The following is a 19,333-nucleotide window of genomic DNA, read 5'->3' as shown; positions in this document are numbered from 1 at the left end:
CGCAAGCCCTCTTGACAGCCGCGCCACAACGCGGACCTAATTTCGCTCAGCAAACCTCTATTCCGTTGAGCGGAACAACTTGTTGCAAACCCTCGCGACCTCGCCGGCCTCCGGCGGCCCCGAACTGGAGTCCGTGGAGCTGGTCTTCCGGCTGCTCGAGCTCCTGGCCGGCGCGCCGCATCCGATGGGCGTGACCGAGGTGGCGCGCGAGCTGGCGATCTCCAAGCCCCGCGCCCACCGGCATCTGCGCGCCCTGGTGCAGCGCGGCTATGCGCGCCAGGACCTGCGGAGCGAGGGCTACGAGATCGGCGTGCAGCTGCTGGCGCTGGGCGAGATGGCCCGCGAGCGGTTCGACGTCATGGGCGCGATCCGCCCGGTCATGGCGCCGCTCCGCGCGGCGACCGGGCTGGCCGTGACCGCCTCCGCCCTGGTGGGCGACGAGGTCGTCGTCCTGGAGATGCTCCAGGGCGCCACCCTGATCGAGTTCGGCGTGCGCCCCGGCTCCAAGCTCGACCTGCACGCTTCCGCCCACGGGCTGGTGGCGCTGGCTTTCGGGCCCAGCCTGCTGCTCGCCTCGGCCCTGGCCCGCCCGCTGCGCGCCTGGACCGAGCACACCGTCACCGACCCCGACGCGCTGCAGGCCGAAGTGGCCCGCGTGCGCCGCCAGGGCTGGGCGACGGCCGCCGACGCCGTGCAGATCGGCGTCAACGCCCTGGCCGCTCCGGTGCTCGACCACCGCGGCGGCTTCCGCGGATCGGTCGCCCTGGTCGGGGCGACCCAGTTCATTCCAGCCGAGCCGTCAGCCGAACTGACGGCGCAGGTCACCAAAGCCGCGGCCGAAGCGTCGCGCGCCCTCGGCTGGCGGGAGGTTTGAGTATGACGTATTCGCTCGCCATCGATATCGGCGGGACCTTCACCGACGCCGTCCTGCGCCGCGACGACGGCGCCCTGGTCGTCGACAAGACCCTGACCACGCACCAGAACCTGCTGGAAGGCTTCTTCCGCGGCGTCGACCTAGTGCTCGGCAAGGCCGGCGTCAGCCCGGCGGACGTGAACGGCGTGGTGGTTCACGCCACCACCGTGGTGACTAACGCCCTGATCGAGCGCAAGGGCGCGCCGACGGCGCTGATCATCACCAAGGGCTTCGGCGACGTGCTCTCGATCCGCAACGAGCACCGCTACGACATGTACGACCCGCAGATCGAGTTCGCCGACACCCTGATCCCGCGCGAACTCACCTTCGAGGTCGACGAGCGGATCCTGGCCGACGGCGAGGTGCTGAAGCCCGTCGATCCGGCCGAAATCCGCAAGCTGGCCGCGGAGATGAAGGACAAGGGCGTCGTCTCGGCCGCCATCTGCCTGATCAACGGCTTCCGGAACGGGGCGAACGAGCAGGCGATCGCCGAGGTGCTGCGCGCGGAAGCGCCGGACATGTACCTCTCGCTGTCCTCGACCGTGGCCCCGCAGATCCGGGAGTATCCGCGCGCCTCGACCACGGCGATCAACGCCTACACCGCCCCCATCACCGAGCCCTATCTGCGCGGCCTGAAGTCCGGGCTGGAGGAGGCCGGCGTCGCCAACCGCCCGCTGATCATGCTGTCCAGCGGCGGCGTCATCGGCGCCGAGGTGGCCGGCCGAAATCCGGTGCGGATGATCGAGAGCGGCCCGGCGGCTGGCGCGCTGGCCGCCGCCTACTACGCCGAGCGCCTGGGCCTGGACCGGCTGATGTCGTTCGACATGGGCGGCACCACCGCCAAGGCCTGCCTGATCGAGGACCGCAAGCCCCTCGTCGCCGGCAGCTTCGAGGTGGACCGGATGTATCGATTCGCGGAGGGCAGCGGCATGCCGCTGACCATCCCCTCGATCGACATGATCGAGATCGGCGCGGGCGGCGGCAGCATCGCCTCGGTCGACAACCTCGGCCTCCTGAAGGTGGGGCCGCGCAGCGCGGGCTCCGAGCCCGGGCCCGCCTGCTACGGACGCGGCGGGACCGATCCCACCGTCACCGACGCCGACCTCGTGCTGGGCCTGCTGGACGCCGACAATTTCCTGGGCGGCGAGATGCCGCTGGACAAGGCCGCCGCCGAGGCCGCCGTCGACCGCATCGCCGAGCGCCTCGGCGCGACCCGCGAGCAGACCGCGGCGGGCGTCTTCCGCATCGTCGCCGAAACCATGGCCGGCGCCGCGCGCGCCCACGCCACCGATCGCGGCGTCGATCACCGCGGCCTGCCGCTGCTGGCGTTCGGCGGCGCCGGACCGGTCCACGCCTGCGCGGTGGGCGAGCTGCTGCAGAGCACCGCGGTGATCTTCCCGCCGCAGGCCAGCGTGCTGTCGGCCTTCGGTTCGCTGGTGACGCCCGTGCGCCTCGACCTGGTGCGCAGCGCCCTGGGCCGGCTCGACAGCCTGGACTGGGCCGAGGTCGACCGCCTGATCGGCGAGATGGTCGACGAGGCGCGCCTCGCCCTGGCCGAGGCGGGGACCGCCGCCAAGGACATCCGCCTGACCGTCGGCGCCGACCTGCGCTATGCCGGCCAGCAGAACGAGGTGGGCATCGTCTTCGACGCCGATCCGCGCGAGGCCCGCGACGCGGCCGCCATCGGCAAGGCCTTCGAGGCCGCCTACTTCGCCCAGTACGGCGTGAACCCCAGTCACGTGCCCATGGAGGTGGTGAGCTGGCGGCTGACCGCCCGCGGCCGCGACAACGTCGTCGACACCGTTCCGGCCGAGGGCGGCGCCCCCGCCGCGCCCAAGGGCGAGCGCACGATCCCGCTGTGGCCGGGCGCGCCCAAGGCCAAGCTCTACGACCGCCCCTCCCTCGCGCCCGGCCAATCCATCGCCGGCCCCGCGCTGGTGGAGGAGCGCGAAACCACCATCGTGATCCCGCCCGGCTGGACCGGGACGGTGGACGCGATCGGCTGCATCACCGCGAAGCGGAGCGTCTGATGTTGGACGGCATCGAACTCGAAATCCTCTGGTCGAACCTGATCAGCATCGTCAGCGAGCAGGCCAAGGCCCTGCAGCGCATCGCCTTCAGCCCTGTCGTGCGCGAGGCCGGCGACCTGGCCAGCGGCCTGTTCGACGCCCGCGGCCGGATGGTGGCGCAGGCCAACACCGGCACGCCCGGCCACATCAACTCGCTGGCCGCCGCCGGCGAGGCCCTGGCCAAGGTGTTCGACGGCAAGCTGGTCCCCGGCGACATCGTCATCACCAACGACCCGTGGATGTCGGCCGGCCACTTCTTCGACATCACCGTGCTGTGCCCGATCTTCCGGGGTGAGCGGCTGATCGGCTACATCGGCTCGACGATCCACCACACCGACATCGGCGGCTATGGCATCGGCGCGGGCGCCCGCGACGTCCACGAGGAAGGCCTCTGGATCCCGCCGCTGAAGCTCTACGAGGCCGGCGAGCCCAATGCGGTGCTGCATCAGATCATCAAGAGCAACGTGCGCACGCCCGACCACGTGTTCGGCGACCTGGCGGCCCAGGTCTCCAGCGGCCGGGCCGGCGGCGAGCGGCTGAACGCCCTGTGCGACCGTCACGGCCTCGACGACATCGAAGGCCTCGCCGACGAGATCATCACGCGCTCCGAAAAGGCGACCCGCGACGCGATCCGCGCCCTGCCCTCGGGAACCTGGCACGGCGAGAGCCGCTTCGACGTCCCCGGCGGCGACGTCATCATGCTGAAGGCCGCGGTCACCATCGACAGCGAGGCGGGCGAGGTGCTGATCGACTTCACCGGCAGCTCGGGCCCCAGCCCGATGGGCATCAACGTGGTGATGAACTACACCCACGCCTATTCCACCTTCGCCGTGCGCAGCTGCCTCAATCCGGAGCAGCCGAACAACTACGGCTCGCTCGCGCCCATCAAGGTGACCGCGCCCAAGGGCTCGATCGTCAACGCCGAGTATCCCTCGCCGCTCAACGCGCGGCATGTGGTGGGGATGTTCGTGCCCATGCCGATCCTGAAGGCCCTGCACCAGGTGATGCCCGACCGCGTGCTGGCCGAAGGCTCCGGCGCCGTCTGGACCGTGCAGATCCAGGGCAAGGGCGGCGACGGCCGGGCCTTCACCTCGTCGATGTTCAACTATTCCGGCGGCATGGGCGCGCGCCTGGCCAAGTCCGGGCCCAGCGCCACCTGCTATCCGACCGGCGTCGCCGCCGTGCCCGTGGAGATCCTGGAGGCGGCCATCCCGATCGTCTTCGACAAGCGCGAACTGCGGCCCAACTCCGGCGGCAAGGGCCGCTCGCGCGGCGGCGACGGCCAGGTGATCGGCTTCCACATGCGCACGACCCAGCCATGGCTGCTGAACGCCGTGCCCAGCCGGCTCGACCGCGGCCCCGAAGGCCTGGCCGGCGGCGAGGACGGCGCGGCGGGCCGGTTCCTGGTCAACGGCAAGCCCGTGTCCGAGGGCAAGAAGATGACGATGCAGCCCGGCGACATGGTGGTCCTCGAGACCCCCGGCGGCGGCGGCTACGGGCCCGTCTGAGCAACAAGGAGGCGCGCGCCATGGACATCCACGCCATCGACTGGAACGCCACGCCCTGGGAGCCGGTGCGCGAAGGCGTCGAACGCAAGGCCTTCTCGGGCGACGGGGCGACCGTGTCGCTCAATCGCCTGCAGCCGGGCCACGAGCCTCGCCCGCACGCCCACCCGAACGAACAGATCGTCTACATCCTGCAGGGCCAGATCGACTTCCACATCGGCGACACGGTCACCCGCCTGGGCCCCGGCGGCCTGCTGGTGGTGCCGCCAAACGCCCGGCACTGGGGCGTGGTGGTCGGCGACGAGCCCGTGCTGAATCTAGACGTCTTCACCCCGAAACGCGCCGAATACGCGGCCTGAAGAAAGCAAGAGCCGGAGGAACCTGATGACGACGCCCAACACCCTCATCTTCGTCGATCTGGCGTCGGATGATCCGGCCGCGGCCGGCAAGTTCTACGCCGAGGTCTTTGGCTGGCAGGACGACGCCCGCCCGCTGGGCGTGTTCCACCGCATGGTGCCCGGCGGCAACTTCATGAATTCCGACGGCACGGAAAGCCAGATCGGCAACCTGCACCTCGGCATCTTCGACGCCGCCAACGCCCGGCCCCATCCGAACCCGGCCGGCGTCGAGCCCCGCACCCTGGTCGGCGAAGGTCGCAAGGCCCGCATCTGGATCCTGGTGGGCGACGGCCAGGACCACGAGGCGATCATGGCCAAGGCCCTGGCGCGCGGCGCCACCGAGCTGTGGCGAAATCACTACTGGAAGGAATTCAACGGCTTCAACCACGCCTTCCGCGATCCGTGGGGGAACGAGATCATCCTGTGGGTGAAGGGCGGACCCGATCCGCAAATCCCCGCCGACTACACCCGCGAGTAGACGCGCGTGAGCCCCACAAGCCCCCTCCGCTGGTTCACCTTCGCGGCGCTCAGCCTGATCTTCTTCGTCGTTTCGGCGGGGACATTCAGTTCGCTCGGCGTCGTTCTGCCCGCCATGGTCACCGAGCTGGGCTGGAGCTGGACGGAGGCCGGGCTGGGCTACACCTTCCTGGGGCTGGCCTGCGGGCTGGCGAGCTTCGCGCCCGCCGTGCTGATCCGGAAGATCGGCGTCCGCGGCTCGATGGTCTGCGGCACGATCACCATGGCGGCGGGCTTCCTCGCCATGGCGCTCACCCAGACCGTCTGGCTCTATCTCGCCGCCACCCTGCTGATCGGCCTGTCCTTCGCGCTGGTCAGCACGGTGCCGGGCACCCATGTGCTCACCGACCTCTTCAAGAACCGGTCGACCGCGCTGGGGGCCTATTTCACCATCGGCGCGCTGGGCCAGGTGGCCGGGCCGCTGTTCTATGTGGCCATCCACGAGATGACCAACGGCTGGCGCCCCTACTGGTACGCCTTCGTGGGCCTGGCTCTGACGGCCGGGATCTTCGCCATCGTCACCACGCCGGGCCGCCACGACGAATCCAAGCACGTCACCGCCGCGCCCGAGCAGGCCGGCGCGCCCGAGATGATCCAGGGCCTGAAGGACTGGACGGTGCGCCACGCGCTGGCTACCAGCCAGTTCTACATCGTGGTCGCCGGCTACACGACCTACCTGCTGATCAACACCGTGGCCCACGGCTTCGCCGTCCAGCACCTCACCGAACGCGGCGTCGACCCCAAGGCCGCGGCCGCCATGCTGAGCCTGGAGGCCCTGTTCGGCGCGGGCGTCTCGCTGCTGGGCGGGATGGCCGGCGAACGGGTTTCGGCCAAGACGCTAATGATCCTGTCGCTGGTCGCCCTGACCGCCGGCATGGTCGGGCTCGCCGAGGCGCGCAGCTGGGGCCTGATGATGGTCTATGTGGTGGGCGTCGGCCTCGGCTTCGGCCTGTCGCTGCTGTCGGCGACGATGCTGCTGCTCCGGTACTTCGGCAAGAAGCCCAACCTCGAACTGTTCTCGATCATGTGCCTGATCAGCACCTCGGCGGCCATCGGGCCGGCGCTGGGCGGCTGGGCGCGCGACACGCTCGGCAGCTTCACCCTCATGTTCCTCGTCTGCGCCGCCTTCACCGGCGCCATGCTGATCGCCACCGTGTTCATGCGCGCGCCCGTGCTGCCCCGCGGGTCCGAGCTCGACGCCCAGCCGGAGCCCGCCGCGTGACCGAAGCCCCGATCGCCGCCGATCTGCTGATCTCGGGCGCGACCCTGATCACCATGAACGCCGAGCGCCAGGTGATCGAGGACGGCGCGCTGGCCGTCGCCGGCGACCGCATCGTCGCCGTCGGCAAGCGCGAGGCGCTCGCCCGGACGGTCCAGGCGAAGGAGGTCGTGGACGGCCGCCGGTTCGTCGCCACGCCGGGGTTCGTCGACGCGCACATCCACATCACCGGCGACCCGCTTACCCGCGGCTTCGCCCGCGGCGGCCCGGACGACAACTGGGGCGACAAGCTGCAGAAGTGGGTGATCCCGATCTTCAAGGCCCAGACCGCCGAGGACGAGAAACTCTCGGCCCAGTGCGCGGCCCTGGCCATGATCCGCTACGGCACGACCACCTTTGTCGAGGCCGGCACGGTCTGCCACCTCGACGCGGTGATGGAGGGGCTCGACGAGTCCGGCGTCCGCGGCCGCGTGGGCGAGTGGGTCGAGGGCCGGGCGTTCAACCCCGCCGACGACCAGGCCAAGGTCTCGGCCGCCGCCATCGCGATCCTGGAGTCGGAGGTCGAGCGCTATCCCGACCGGGGCGGCGACACCCGGCTGGCCGCCTGGCCGATCCTGGTCGGCCACTCGACCAACTCCGACGATGTCTGGCGCGCCGCGAGGCGGCTGGCCGACGAGCGGGGCCTGCGCGTCTCCGCCCACATGAGCCCCCGGGCCGGCGACCCCGAGTGGTTCCTGGCCCAATACAACCGCCGCCCCCTTGAACACCTGGCCGACATCGGCGTGCTGGGCGAGAGCGTCATGCTGACCCACCTCGCCAACATCGACGAAAGCGAACTCGATCTGCTCGTCGGCGCCGGCGCCGGGGCGATCCACTGCCCGCACGCGGCGCTGCAGGGCGGCTTCGGCGTTTCGCGCATCGGGCTCTTCCCCGAGATGCTGGACCGCGGCGTCAACCTGATGCTCGGCACCGACGGCGTGGCCGCCGACATCCTCAGCTCGGGCCGCCTGATGGCCAGCCTGTTCCGCGACGCGCGCTGCGACCAGGACCTGATGCCCGCCGCCGCCGTGCTGGAGATGGCGACGCTCAACGCCGCCCGCGCCATGGGCATGGCCGGCGACATCGGTTCGCTCGAAGCCGGCAAGAAGGCCGACTTCGTCCTGCACGACACCTGGCTGCCCGAGTGGGGCCCCGTCTTCGACGCGCCCGAGCAGCTCGCCTTCAGCGCGCCGCCCGGCGGCGTCCACAGCGTCTGGATCGATGGCGTCCGCGTGCTGGAGGACGGCCGCGCGACCTTGCTCGACGAGGACAGGATCCTGGCCGACGCGCGCCAGGCCGGCCGCGCCGTCATCGCCCGCACGAAGCTTCCGAACCGGACGTCATGGCCCGTCATCTAGTTTCCGAAAGCCGGCCGGTCCCCACCGCCGCCGAGTGGCGCGCGGCCATGGGCGCGTTCCCGACCGGCGTCACCGTGGTCACGAGCTGGGCCGGCGACGCGCCGGTGGGCTCGACGATCAACGCGTTCTGCTCGGTTTCCCTCGACCCGCCGATGCTCCTGATCTGCCTGGACCTGGCCAACCCGATCCGCCCGGCCGTCGAGGCCAGCGGCGTCTTCGGCGTGAACTTCCTGGCCGAGGAGAACGGCCAGGCGGCGGCTAGGCACTTCGCGATCGATCCCGAAACCGACCGCTTCGCCGCCTACGGCTACACGGCCGCGTCGGGCGGCGCGCCCTGGCTCGATATCGCCCCGGTGTTCGTCGACTGCGCCGTGGAGAACATCCTCGTCGCCGGCGACCACATCGTCGTCGTGGGCCGCGGCCTGCGGGTCGAACACACGCCGGAAGCCCAGCCCCTGCTCTACCACCGGGGCCGATTCCCCAAGCTGAGGAGCGAACCGTGACACGCGGCCAGACCGGACGGGGCCACCCCCGGCAAACTATTCGTGCGCCTATGGGCAAGCACGTTTCCGTAGCGGCGCTTAACGTCGCAGTTTCAACGGCTTCCATCGTGAGGGGATGACATGGCGAGCCAACCTCAACATGCCATCGGGCCGCGGCGCTCGACCTGGACTCACATCGCCTTCGCCGTGAAGGACGTGGAAGCCAGCATCGCCTGGTACGAGCGGTTCACGCATCTTCGGCTTCTCGCCCAGGGCGAGGACCAGGACGGCAAGAACGCCTGGCTCGGGGATCCGACCCCGTCCGAGAACCCGTTCATCCTCGTCATCGGCCAATTCTATGAAGGCCACGACCCGTTCGCGCCGGCGCCGCACCATCCGATGGGCCCCTTCGCGCACATCGGCATCGAGCTGCCGACCAAGGAGGCCGTCGACGAGATGGCGGCCAAGGCCAAGGCCGCCGGGTGCCTCGCGCTGGGTCCGATGCAGATGCCGAAGCAGATCGGCTACATCTGTTTCCTGAAGGACCCTGACGGAAACACGATCGAGTACTCCTACGACCAGGGCGTCTACGAGAAGGCGCGCGAGGTCTGGGGCAAGGCGAAAGCGCCCGTTTGAAGTCTCGCCGCTCAAGGACAACCGAAGATCGGCGAAAATGAATATTAGACTCGGGAAAGCACAATCCCGAGCTGTGTGTGCAATTCAATCCTCCACGAGACGGCACTTCCGTTGAGAGGATGTATTGTGACCGCCACTGATCTTATAGGATCAATGGCGAGAATTTTCATGCCTAATTTCGGCAAATCTATTCCTGATACCGAGAGTATTTTTGCCTTGATAAGGTGGAGATAGCTGTCATTATTCTGCATCAATATTCGGCGCACTGCCCACGAATTATGCGGAATGCGCCACGTCGGCCTCTTTGAGCGCCGCGGCAGAAGAACGGGTTGGCGCCGAACTCTTCGGAGAGAATATCGTCGGCGTAAGGCCAATAGTTATAGAGATAGAGAGGGGCCATGACTGAACGCTCGGCGCGCATGAAACGCAATCTCATGCTTTCCACCTGCATTTTCGCCGTCGGCGTCCTTGCGAGTTCGACCGCATGGGCGGCGGACGCCGCAGCGGATGCGGCCGCCTCGTCGGCCGAACCCGTGGGCCTCGAGACCGTCATCGTGACGGCCGAACGCCGCGGCATGGACGTCCAACGCACGCCAGACGCGGTCACCGCCGTCTCCGGCGAGCTGCTGGACCAGTCGTTCGCCAACAACTTCACCGACCTGAACGCGATCGTCCCCAGCCTCGAGATCACCAAGACCTCCGGCTTCGAGAACATCGTGACGGTCCGCGGCGTCGGCTCGGGAACGCCCGAGAACAGCCTGACGACCTCGCCCGGCGTCGCCTTCTTCATCGACGGCGTCTACATCGCCAACACCATCTCGCTGAACCAGACGCTGTTCGACATCCAGTCGATCGAGGTCCTGCGCGGGCCGCAGGGCGCGCTGTACGGGCAAAGCTCGATCGGCGGGGCGATCAACGTCGTCACCAAGCAGCCGCGGCTGGGCGTGGTGGACGGCTCCGGCGACATCAGCGTGGGCAACTATCGCCTGTTCCGCGCCCGCGCGGAGGTGAACCTGCCGCTCAACGACGACATGGCGCTGCGCCTGTCGGCCCAGAAGTACGACCACCGCGGCTTCACCAAGAACACCCTGAACGGCCAGCGGCTGGACGACGCCCACGACGGCAGCCTCAAGGCCGCGCTGCTCTGGAAGCCGACCGACAACTTCAGCGCCACGCTCACCGGCATGTATTACAAGTCGGACCAGAACGGCGACGCCCAGAAGAACATCATCGATCCCGAGCCCAGCCCGCGGAAGGTCTACCAGGACTTCCCCGCCAACTTCGAGCTCGAGACCCAGCTCTACCACCTGAACCTTCAGTGGGACTTCGACGCGTTCTCGATCCGCTCGGTCACGGCCTATCAGCGGCTGCGCCACGTGCAGCAGGAGAACGGCTCGCGCAGCGCGTTCAGCGTCCTGGGGCGCTATGACGACATCGCCGCGTGGAACACCGGCCTCGACAACTACACCGAGGAGTTCGACATCCTGTCCGCGCCGGGCGGCAAGCTCGACTGGATCATCGGGGTCTTCGGGCTCTACCAGAAGAGCACCCAGTTCATCGTGGAATACGGCGGCACGACCGCCCCGGCGCCGGCCGACCTGCTGATTCCGGCGGACGTGCGCACCAATCCGCCCGGCAACCTCAACTACGGCAACGACTCGGTGGTCTATCGCCGGTCGTATTCGGCCTTCGCCCAGGCGACCTACCACATCAGCGACGACCTGCGGATCACCGGCGGCATCCGGATGAACCACGACTTCTTCAAGGACACGAGCTACAACTTCAACGCCTTCGGCAAGTCGACGACCATCAACCGCGACAAGACCAGCCTGCCGACCTGGCGGGTCGAGGCGGATTACGACATCACGCCCGACAACATGGCCTATGTGAGCTTCGCCCGCGGCTACAAGCCCGGCGGCGTCAACGGGTCCAGCGGCCAGGCGGTGATCCAGCCGACGTTCAAGGCCGAGAAGAACTACGCCTACGAGGTCGGCCTCAAGAACACCTTCCTCGACAACACGCTGCGGGTGAACCTCGCGGCCTTCTACTACGACCACAAGAACTTCCAGTTCATCCAGACCGACCCGGTCCCGTTCGCCGCCGGCATCTCCACCATTCCGGAGATCCGCGACTACGGGCTGGAGGCCGAGGTCCAGTACGTGAGCCCGGACGACCGCCTGCAACTGGGCGGATCGCTGGCCCTGGAGAGGGGCAAGGTCCACGGCACCTACAAGGTGCTCGACTCGATCGTGGTCGACGCCATCGAATCCAACCCGCCGTTCGACAGCCCCTGCGCCTTCGGCGGCGCCTACTACAATCCGGCCTGCTGGGCGCTGGTGATCGCCAGCGCGCGCGACATCGACGGCAAGACGCCGCCGGCGATGCCGAGGGTTTCGGGGTCGGCCTATGCGGGCTACCGCTGGGACGTGCCGGGCGGCGAACTCACCACCCGCGCCTCGTACACCTACCGCGGCAAGATGTGGGCCCGGGTGTTCAACCAGCCGAGCCTGGACCGGGTGAAGTCGTACGGCGTGTTCGATCTCTTCGTCGAGTACGCCCCGCACGACAGCAACCTGCGCCTGTCGCTGGCGGCCACCAACCTGTTCGACAAGGACGGCGTGAACTCGCAGTTCACCGACCCGTACGGGATCGGCCAGACCAGCCGTCAGTACATCCCCCCGCGGCAGGTGATCGGTACGATCGCCTACTCGTTCTAAGCCGCGTCACGTCGCGGGCGGACGGCTTCTCGCAGGCCGTCCGCCCGCAATCGTTTCCGATGGTCTCATGACCGCGTTCGATCGCCTTTCCGTAAGCGACATCGCCGCCGCCGTCGCGGCCGGCCGGACCCGCGCCGTCGAGGTCGCGGCCACCGTGCTCGACCGCGTGGCCCGCTACGAGGCCGTCCAGCCGCAGGTGTGGATCACCCGCGTCGAGCGGGACCGGCTTCTCGCGGCCGCCGAGGCCGTGGACGCCCGCATCGCCGCCGGCGAGGACCTGCCGCTGGCCGGCGTCCCCTTCGCGGTGAAGGACAACCTCGACGTGGCCGGGCTGCCGACCACGGCGGCGTGCCCGGCCTTCGCCTACACGCCGGCCGAGACCGCCCCGGTCGTCCAGCGCCTGATCGACGCCGGCGCGATCCTGGTGGGCAAGACCAACCTCGACCAGTTCGCTACCGGCCTGGTGGGCGCGCGCAGCCCCTATGGCGCGTGCGGCGCCGTCTACAACCGCACCTACGTCAGCGGCGGATCCAGCTCGGGCTCGGCCGTGGCGGTGGCCGCCGGCCTCGTGGCCTTCGCGCTCGGCACCGACACCGCCGGCTCGGGCCGCGTGCCGGCCGCCTTCAACCACCTCGTGGGCCTGAAGCCCACCAAGGGGCGCTGGAGCGCGCGCGGGCTGGTCCCCGCCTGCCGCACGCTGGATTGCGTCACGGTCTTCGCCTCGGACGCGGCCGACGCCGCGCGGGTGGACGCCGCGGCGGCCGCCTTCGATCCCGCCGATCCCTATTCGCGCCCCGCGCCCGCCGAACCGCCCGCCGCCCTTCCCGCCCGCTTCCGCTTCGGCCTGCCCCCCGCCGAACAGCTCGAATGGTTCGGCGACCTGGAATCGCCACGCCTCTTCGCCGCCGCGGTGGAGCGCCTGCGCGCCATGGGCGGCGAGCCGGTCACCATCGACCTGACCCCGCTGCAGGCCGCCGCCGAACTGCTCTACCAGGGGCCCTGGGTCGCGGAACGGACAGCGGCCGTGCTCGACCTGCTGACCCGCCGGCCGCAGGTGATCCATCCGGTCGTGCGCGGCATCCTGCAGGGCGGGCTCAGCATCACCGCCGTCGAGGCGTTCCAGGGCCAATACCGGCTGACCGCCCTGGCTCGCGAGGCCGAAGCCGTCTGGCGCGCCGCCGACATCCTGCTGCTGCCGACGACGGGGACCACCTACCGCATCCGCGAGGTGCTGGCCGAGCCCCTGGCGCTCAACGCCAACCTCGGCCGCTACACCAACTTCGTGAACCTGCTGGACATGAGCGCCATCGCCCTGCCCGCCGGTTTCCGCGACAATCGCACCGGGTTCGGCGTCACCCTGATCGGTCCGGCCTGGGCCGACGGGGCGCTGCTGGATCTCGCCCGCCGCTACGAGGAGGCCCTTCCCATGCCGCAGCCCCCGCCGCTGGACCTCGACGGCGCGCCGCAGACCGTGAAGCTCGCCGTCGTGGGCGCCCACCTGGCGGCCATGCCGCTGCACTGGCAGCTCACCTCGCGCGACGCCCGGCTGGTGCGCCGCTGCAAGACCGCGCCGGTCTATCGCCTGTACGCCATGGCCAACTCCACGCCGCCCAAGCCGGCGCTGGCGCACGTGGGCGCGTCGGGCGGGGCGATCGAGGTGGAGGTCTACGAGCTGGCGACCGAGGCGTTCGGAAGCTTCGTGGCCGAGGTGCCGCCGCCGCTCGCCATCGGCACCGTGGCCCTGGACGACGGCAGCGAGGTGAAGGGCTTCGTCGCCGAGCCCCGCGCCCTGGAAGGCGCCGAGGACATCACCGCGCTGGGCGGCTGGAGAGCCTACATCGCCCGCGAAGCCGCGAGCGCCCCGTCTTGATCAACCGCCTGGCGAGAAAGTCTCCATGCGCATGGGGACAAGACCCCGGCCGCGCGAACAGGATAGCCTGCCCGCAACGATCGCCTTCAACTGAGCGAGCCTCCGACCGATGCCGCCGATGGTCCTGAACGACGCCTTCTTCGACAGCCTCGGCGCCTCCGCGGTCGAACTTGATCGCGCCGAGACGCTGCCGCCCGCCTGCTACACCGACGCGGCCTTCTACGAGTTCGAGAAGGAAGCGCTCTTCAATCACGAGTGGCTTTGCGTCGGCCGCGAGGACTGGGTGAAGGAGCCGGGCGACTACTTCACCACCCATATCGTCGGCGAGCCGATCGTGGTGGCGCGCGCCCGCGACGGCGTGGTGCGGGCCATGTCGTCGGTGTGCCAGCACCGGGCGATGCTGGTGGCCGAGGGCAAGGGCAACGCCCGCGGCTTCGTCTGCCCCTACCACCACTGGGTCTACGGCCTGGACGGGCGGCTGGTGAACGCGCCCGCCATGGAGCGCACCTGCGACTTCGACAAGAAGAAGATCCGCCTGCCCGAATTCAAGGTCGAGAACTGGCTGGGCTTCCTGTTCGTCAACTTCGACCCGGCCGCGCCACCCCTGGCGCCCCGGCTGGCCCACGTGGCCGAGGCGGTCGCCGGCTACGACCTCGCCAACGCCGAATCCGCCACCACCATGACCGGCCAGTTCGCCTGGAACTGGAAGGTGATGTTCGAGAACAACAACGACGGCTACCACGCCTCGAAGCTGCACCAGGGGCCGCTGCACGACTTCGTGCCCAGCGAGCTGGCCACCTTCCCCGACTCCGACCCGGCCGACGCGGGCTTCCTGCGGTTCAACGGCACCCTGCACCCGGACGCCAGCTTCAACCCGACCCAGCGCGCCGTGCTGCCGGTCTTCCCCAAGCTCACCGAGGCCGACCGCGGGCGGATGACCTTCGCCAACGTGCCGCCGACCCTGTCGCTGGTGATGACCAGCGACGTGGTGATCTACCTGATCCTGCGCGCCACCGGCCCCGAGACCATGGAGCAGGACACCGGCATACTGGTGGCGCCGGGCGCCACCCAGGACCCGGCCTTCGAGCACCGGCTGGAAATGATCATGACCAGCGCCGGCAAGATCATCGCCCAGGACATGCACGTGGACGAGCTGGTGCAGGTGGGCCTGCGCTCGCGCTTCGCCCCGCGCGGCCGCTATTCCTGGCAGGAAGGCGCCCAGGGCCAGTTCAACCATTGGCTCGTGAAGCGATATCGCGAAACCTGGGCCAGGATCGGGGCCGGCGCGCCGGCCCGCGCCCAGGCCGCGGAGTAGACCATGACCGCCTCCGCCCGCATGCCCGTCGTGTTCTTCGGCCACGGCAGCCCGATGGTGGCCATCGAGGCCAACGCCACCAGCCGGTCGTGGCGCGAGACGGCCGAGACCCTGCCGCGGCCCAAGGCGATCCTGGCCGTCTCCGCGCACTGGGAGACCACGGCCACCGCGGTCACCGCCATGGACCGGCCGCGGACCATCCACGACTTCGGGGCCTCGTTCCCCAAGGCGCTGTTCGACAAGCAGTACCCGGCGCCCGGCAGCCCCGAGCTCGCCCGCCGCGTCGCCGAGCTGCTCGCGCCGACGAGGGTCTACCTGGACGAGGAGCACTGGGGCCTGGACCACGGGACCTGGTCGGTGCTGGTCCATGCCTATCCCGACGCCGACGTGCCCGTGATCCAGCTCGGCATGGACGTGAACCTGTCGCCGGCCGAACGCTTCGACATGGGCCGCCGCCTCGCGCCGCTTCGCGACGAGGGCGTGCTGATCCTGGGCACCGGCAACATCGTCCACAATCTGCGCGCCATGAACTGGGGCGACGCGGCCTGCGCGCCCTACGACTGGGCCGCCCGCTTCAACGACGAGATCCGCGGCGCCATGCTCGACGACCAGCCCCAGCGGGCGATCGACTTCGCGGACATGAAGGCCGAGGCGCCGCTGGCCGCGCCGACGCCCGAACACTACTGGCCCCTGCTCTACGTCCTGGGCGCCCGCCTGCCCGGCGACGAGGCCCGGCTGTTCAACGACCGCATCGAGCACGGCTCGCTGGGCATGACCAGCGTGGTGTTCGAGGGCTCGGAGGCCGCGCAGAAGGCGGCGTAGGGCGTTTCGCCTGGGCGGAGGTGCTGCGAGGGTTCGGAAGGGGTGGTTGGCTGCGATCACCCGCGTCGATGCATGCGGCGACCGATCCATTGTCCAAGCAGCGTGCCGAGTAGCGTGAAGATCAACCCGCCCGCGAGGGGCAGCCGATACTCCTGCCACCACGGCATGCTGGGTATGCTTGACGCGTACTCCGACCGGGATGGCCACGGTTCAACACGGCGCACGTCGCCAATCGACCCCGGGAACAAGCCCATGTGACCGCCAGGCCCGGCCCGAAACGTCCCTTCGAGCAAGGCGTACCGACCACTCACGCGCCGGGCCGTCGCGTCATTGACTGACTTCGGTCTTTCCACCCAGAGCGAGTTCGAGAAGACGGCGGCATCGAAGTCGGCCTTGCTCAGGTAGATGGCATCGCCTTCGAACTCAAAGTTCAGATAGCCGATGACGCGTACTCGCTCGCCGTTGTGCGCCGACGGATTGGCGATCAGCGCGACCAGTGATGCATCTCTCGGGGCCGAGGGCGTCTGAGCAGCGGCCGCCGAGACCACGATCAGCGACAAGAAAAGGGCGCGCCACATCAGCCAATATGATCACCACGGAACAAGCGGCACAATGAAGAGAGATGCGCCGCCCTAGCCTCCGCAACGGGTTGGAAGTCGTCGGTTCACTTCACGTCGAAAGCAAACGGCCACAGCCTGTGAGCCGCCTGGCCGCGCGCGGCGGCGTTGCGGTCATCCCTGGACGATCTGGTGTTCATGGGTCCCGGTCTTCGGCTTCGCCGAAACCGGGATGACACTGGAGGGGGTGTGGGGGCGAGGCCAGCGCCACCCCTCTCCCTACCCTCTCCCCTCTCGCTTCGCGGGGGGAGAGGCGTGCGGGTCCGCTAAGGGTCGAAAGCCATCAATCCTGAGCTGTTGGGCGTATCACTATGCTGCCGACATCGACGTCGGCGGGTTGCTCGATCGCGTAGGCGACGCCGCGAGCGATGGCGTCGGGTGAGATGGCGATGTCGCCGATCCGCTTGCCCATAGCTTCCTTGACGACCGGATCGGTCATCGAATTCGCAAAGCTCGTGGAGGTCATTCCGGGCGATATTTCGGTGACCCTCAGGTGCGGCCCGGCCTCCTGCCTCAAGGCTTCGGTGATGGTCCGCACGGCGTTCTTGGTCGCGGCGTAGACACCCATGGTTGGAAGGATCTTGATCCCCGCCGTCGACACGATGTTGACGATGTGGCCCGACCGCTGGCGCTGAAAGACAGGCAACGCCGCCGCGACGCCGTAGAGCGTGCCGCGCAGGTTGACGTCGATCATGGCGTCCCAGTCCTCCACGCGCAGAGCGTCGAAGCGGGATATCGGCCCGATCCCGGCATTGTTCACGATGACGTCCAGCCTGCCCCCTTGGTCGATCGCGAAATCGACAAGAGCTTCCAGTTGGTCCCGATGGCGAACGTCGGTGACCCTGTACACCGCCTTGCCGCCCAGCGCGGTGATCTCATCGACGACGGCCGCCAGATCCTCCTCGCGGCGGGCGCCCAACACGACGAACGCCCCGCGTTCCGCGAGGAGCTTCGCCGTTGCGCGCCCAATTCCGCTGCTCGCGCCGGTGATGGCGATGACCTTGCCTGTGACACCCATTGCAATTCTCCTCCTGCCCAGGAGAAGTGCGGATCGCCTTCAAGATTATCTATGGCGAAACGTCCATGATTTTATCGCAATCGTCCAACATCTCGGTTGATCCGCTCTCAGATGTGCTGACGGTCCTCGGAGCCCGGGTCACCCGCCGCACCCGACTGGAGGCGGCGGGCGAGTGGGCGATGGAGTTTCCCGCGCTTGATCGACTGAAGTTCGTCGCGGTGTTGAAGGGAACCTGTTGGATGGTGCTGCCGGGGCAGGATCCGCGGCTCATGAACGCGGGCGACGTCTGCTTGATCGGCCGCACGGCCTACGCGGTGGCCAGCGATCCGAAGCTGCCGCGCCTGACCGGCCAGACCTTCTACGAGGGCTGCGATGTCGTGCGGCTTGGCGGCGACGACACCGTCGGGCTGGGGGGAACCGTGACGTTCTCGCCGGAGACGACGGACTTCTTGCTCGACATGTTGCCGGACTTTCTCCTGGCGCCCCGATCTTCGGCGGCGTCCGGGGTGGTGACGACGATCCTGGCGCTTCTCAACGACGAAGCGGAACGGGGCGGCATGGGAAGTCAGATCGTCGGCGCCCGGCTCGCGGATGTCTTGCTGGTGGAAGCGATCCGAGCCTATGCGGCGGACGGCGAGGTTGTTCAGACCGGATGGCTCGGCGCGCTCTCGGATCCACGGCTCGGTCGCGCGCTTCAGGCCCTCCATGCGGACATCGCCCGCCCCTGGACTGTGGCCGATCTCGCCGGCGTGGCCGGCATGTCGCGCGCGGCTTTCTCCGCGGCGTTCAGCCGCCGAGTGGGCCAGCCGCCGCTCGGTTATCTGCGGGCGTGGAGGCTGACCGTCGCGCGTACGGCGCTGGCCCGTGGCGAGACCGGCATCGCCGACATCGCCAGCAAGCTCGGCTACACCTCGCAGAGCGCCTTCACCCACGCTTTCCGGGACGCCTTCGGCATGACCCCGAAAGCCGCCGCCCAAACGTGAGACTCCGCAACGGATACCGTTTTCGCCGCTCCAACCGGACGCGCCAAAGGTCCGCTACGGGTCGAAAGCCATCGTTGTGTCGCTGGCCAAAAGCAGACGACCACGCCTGGTGAGCCGGCGGGCCGCGCGCGGCGCCGTTGGGGTCATCACTGGACGATCTGGTGTTCATGGGTCCCGGTCTTCGGCTTCGCCGAAACCGGGATGACACTGGAGGGGGTTTGGGGGCGAGGTCGGCGCCGGCCCTCTCCCGCTCGCTTCGCGGGGGAGAGGGTGTGGGTCAGGCTCGCGGGGGGCCGGTGGCGGGGCGGGTTGCGAGGCCGGAGGTCTTCCGAGGCGGAAGGGTCACGGCCGCCACGGACGAACCGGCGAGGCGGGCGCGCAGGGTTCCGCGCGGAGGCGTGGGCCGCGGCGTGTCACCGGTGGTCCGCGCGAGGAGTTCGCGCAGGGTGAGCAGTTCGGCGGGCGGCGGGCCGGGCAGGTCGGCCGCGTCGTCGGCCACGCCGTTCAGGGTCTTCAGCAGGATCGGCAAGCTGGCCCGCTCGCTCTCGCGTTCGCGGTCGCTGTCCATGCGCTCGGCGGGCTCGGCGCGATCCTCGCGGTCGCGCAGGCTTTCGGTCTCGCGGAGGCGTTCGGGCGCGGCGGCTTCGCGGCGCAGGCGCATGCGGAGCGCCGTGGCCACGCGCACGGAGAAGAAGCAGCGGTCGAAGAGCTGGAACAGTTCGAGCCGGCGGTCCCAGTCGTCCACCCGCTCGGCCTCGTCGCCGAACGCCATCCCCAGCCGATAGGCGCATCCGCTCAGGGCGGACAGCATGGCATAGGGATCGGCGACGACGGTCATTGAGAACAAACGTAGAAC

Annotated in this window: 17 protein-coding genes; 14 read left to right on the top strand and 3 right to left on the bottom strand. The window is 69.2% G+C overall.

Annotated elements, in window-relative coordinates; all coding sequences use genetic code 11:
- Window positions 1-82: 82 nt before the first annotated feature.
- The 13 genes from GC203_RS09075 to ygiD all read left to right on the top strand — a co-directional run bounded on the left by GC203_RS09075 (window position 83) and on the right by ygiD (window position 15,859).
- A complete protein-coding gene (locus GC203_RS09075) occupies window positions 83-874 on the top strand; it encodes an IclR family transcriptional regulator (protein WP_293453508.1) in 792 nt (263 codons plus the stop codon).
- Window positions 875-876: 2 nt separating this feature from the next.
- Entirely contained in the window at window positions 877-2,943 is a 2,067-nt protein-coding gene (locus GC203_RS09070; RefSeq protein ID WP_293453507.1) for a hydantoinase/oxoprolinase family protein, read from the top strand.
- Window positions 2,943-4,490: a hydantoinase B/oxoprolinase family protein gene (locus tag GC203_RS09065; RefSeq protein WP_293453505.1), complete on the top strand. Its 1,548-nt coding sequence runs from the start codon at window positions 2,943-2,945 to the stop codon at window positions 4,488-4,490. Before GC203_RS09070 ends, GC203_RS09065 begins: the two co-directional genes overlap by 1 nt.
- A 20-nt stretch (window positions 4,491-4,510) precedes the next feature.
- Entirely contained in the window at window positions 4,511-4,846 is a 336-nt protein-coding gene (locus GC203_RS09060; protein ID WP_293453503.1) for a cupin domain-containing protein, read from the top strand.
- Between the two features lie 25 nt (window positions 4,847-4,871).
- The gene (locus tag GC203_RS09055; RefSeq protein ID WP_293453501.1) at window positions 4,872-5,363 is read left to right on the top strand and encodes a VOC family protein; all 492 of its coding nucleotides are present in this window, start codon (window positions 4,872-4,874) and stop codon (window positions 5,361-5,363) included.
- Between the two features lie 6 nt (window positions 5,364-5,369).
- A complete protein-coding gene (locus tag GC203_RS09050) occupies window positions 5,370-6,623 on the top strand; it encodes an MFS transporter (RefSeq protein ID WP_293453499.1) in 1,254 nt (417 codons plus the stop codon).
- The gene (locus GC203_RS09045; RefSeq protein WP_293453497.1) at window positions 6,620-8,017 is read left to right on the top strand and encodes an amidohydrolase family protein; all 1,398 of its coding nucleotides are present in this window, start codon (window positions 6,620-6,622) and stop codon (window positions 8,015-8,017) included. The genes GC203_RS09050 and GC203_RS09045 overlap by 4 nt, the downstream gene beginning before the upstream one ends.
- Window positions 8,002-8,520, top strand: a complete 519-nt coding sequence (locus tag GC203_RS09040; protein WP_293453495.1) for a flavin reductase family protein — start codon at window positions 8,002-8,004, stop codon at window positions 8,518-8,520. The genes GC203_RS09045 and GC203_RS09040 overlap by 16 nt, the downstream gene beginning before the upstream one ends.
- A 120-nt stretch (window positions 8,521-8,640) precedes the next feature.
- Complete coding sequence (locus GC203_RS09035) at window positions 8,641-9,135, top strand: VOC family protein (RefSeq protein WP_293453493.1); 495 nt, start codon at window positions 8,641-8,643, stop codon at window positions 9,133-9,135.
- 398 nt (window positions 9,136-9,533) lie between these two features.
- Window positions 9,534-11,852: a TonB-dependent receptor gene (locus GC203_RS09030; RefSeq protein WP_293453491.1), complete on the top strand. Its 2,319-nt coding sequence runs from the start codon at window positions 9,534-9,536 to the stop codon at window positions 11,850-11,852.
- Window positions 11,853-11,919: 67 nt separating this feature from the next.
- Entirely contained in the window at window positions 11,920-13,722 is a 1,803-nt protein-coding gene (gene atzF, locus GC203_RS09025) for an allophanate hydrolase (protein WP_293453489.1), read from the top strand.
- Between the two features lie 109 nt (window positions 13,723-13,831).
- Entirely contained in the window at window positions 13,832-15,037 is a 1,206-nt protein-coding gene (locus GC203_RS09020; RefSeq protein ID WP_293453487.1) for an aromatic ring-hydroxylating dioxygenase subunit alpha, read from the top strand.
- A 3-nt stretch (window positions 15,038-15,040) separates the two neighbouring features.
- A complete protein-coding gene (ygiD, locus tag GC203_RS09015; protein WP_293453485.1) occupies window positions 15,041-15,859 on the top strand; it encodes a 4,5-DOPA dioxygenase extradiol in 819 nt (272 codons plus the stop codon).
- A 56-nt stretch (window positions 15,860-15,915) separates the two neighbouring features.
- On the opposite strand, the gene GC203_RS09010 is transcribed toward ygiD, so the two are convergent.
- Both GC203_RS09010 and GC203_RS09005 read right to left on the bottom strand, forming a co-directional pair.
- The gene (locus GC203_RS09010; RefSeq protein ID WP_293453483.1) at window positions 15,916-16,437 is read right to left on the bottom strand and encodes a hypothetical protein; all 522 of its coding nucleotides are present in this window, start codon (window positions 16,435-16,437) and stop codon (window positions 15,916-15,918) included.
- 322 nt (window positions 16,438-16,759) lie between these two features.
- Window positions 16,760-17,494, bottom strand: a complete 735-nt coding sequence (locus tag GC203_RS09005) for an SDR family oxidoreductase (RefSeq protein WP_293453481.1) — start codon at window positions 17,492-17,494, stop codon at window positions 16,760-16,762.
- 26 nt (window positions 17,495-17,520) lie between these two features.
- Here GC203_RS09005 and GC203_RS09000 point away from each other — a divergent pair, with 26 nt between their 5' ends.
- Window positions 17,521-18,477, top strand: coding sequence for an AraC family transcriptional regulator (locus GC203_RS09000; RefSeq protein ID WP_293453479.1), 957 nt, complete (start codon window positions 17,521-17,523; stop codon window positions 18,475-18,477).
- A 277-nt stretch (window positions 18,478-18,754) separates the two neighbouring features.
- Here GC203_RS09000 and GC203_RS08995 read toward each other — a convergent pair whose 3' ends face one another.
- Window positions 18,755-19,315: a hypothetical protein gene (locus tag GC203_RS08995; protein WP_293453477.1), complete on the bottom strand. Its 561-nt coding sequence runs from the start codon at window positions 19,313-19,315 to the stop codon at window positions 18,755-18,757.
- Window positions 19,316-19,333: the final 18 nt, after the last annotated feature.

This window comes from Phenylobacterium sp. (assembly GCF_016124325.1).
In the GTDB taxonomy this organism is placed as follows: domain Bacteria; phylum Pseudomonadota; class Alphaproteobacteria; order Caulobacterales; family Caulobacteraceae; genus Phenylobacterium.
This window is presented reverse-complemented; position numbering and strand designations above follow the sequence as displayed.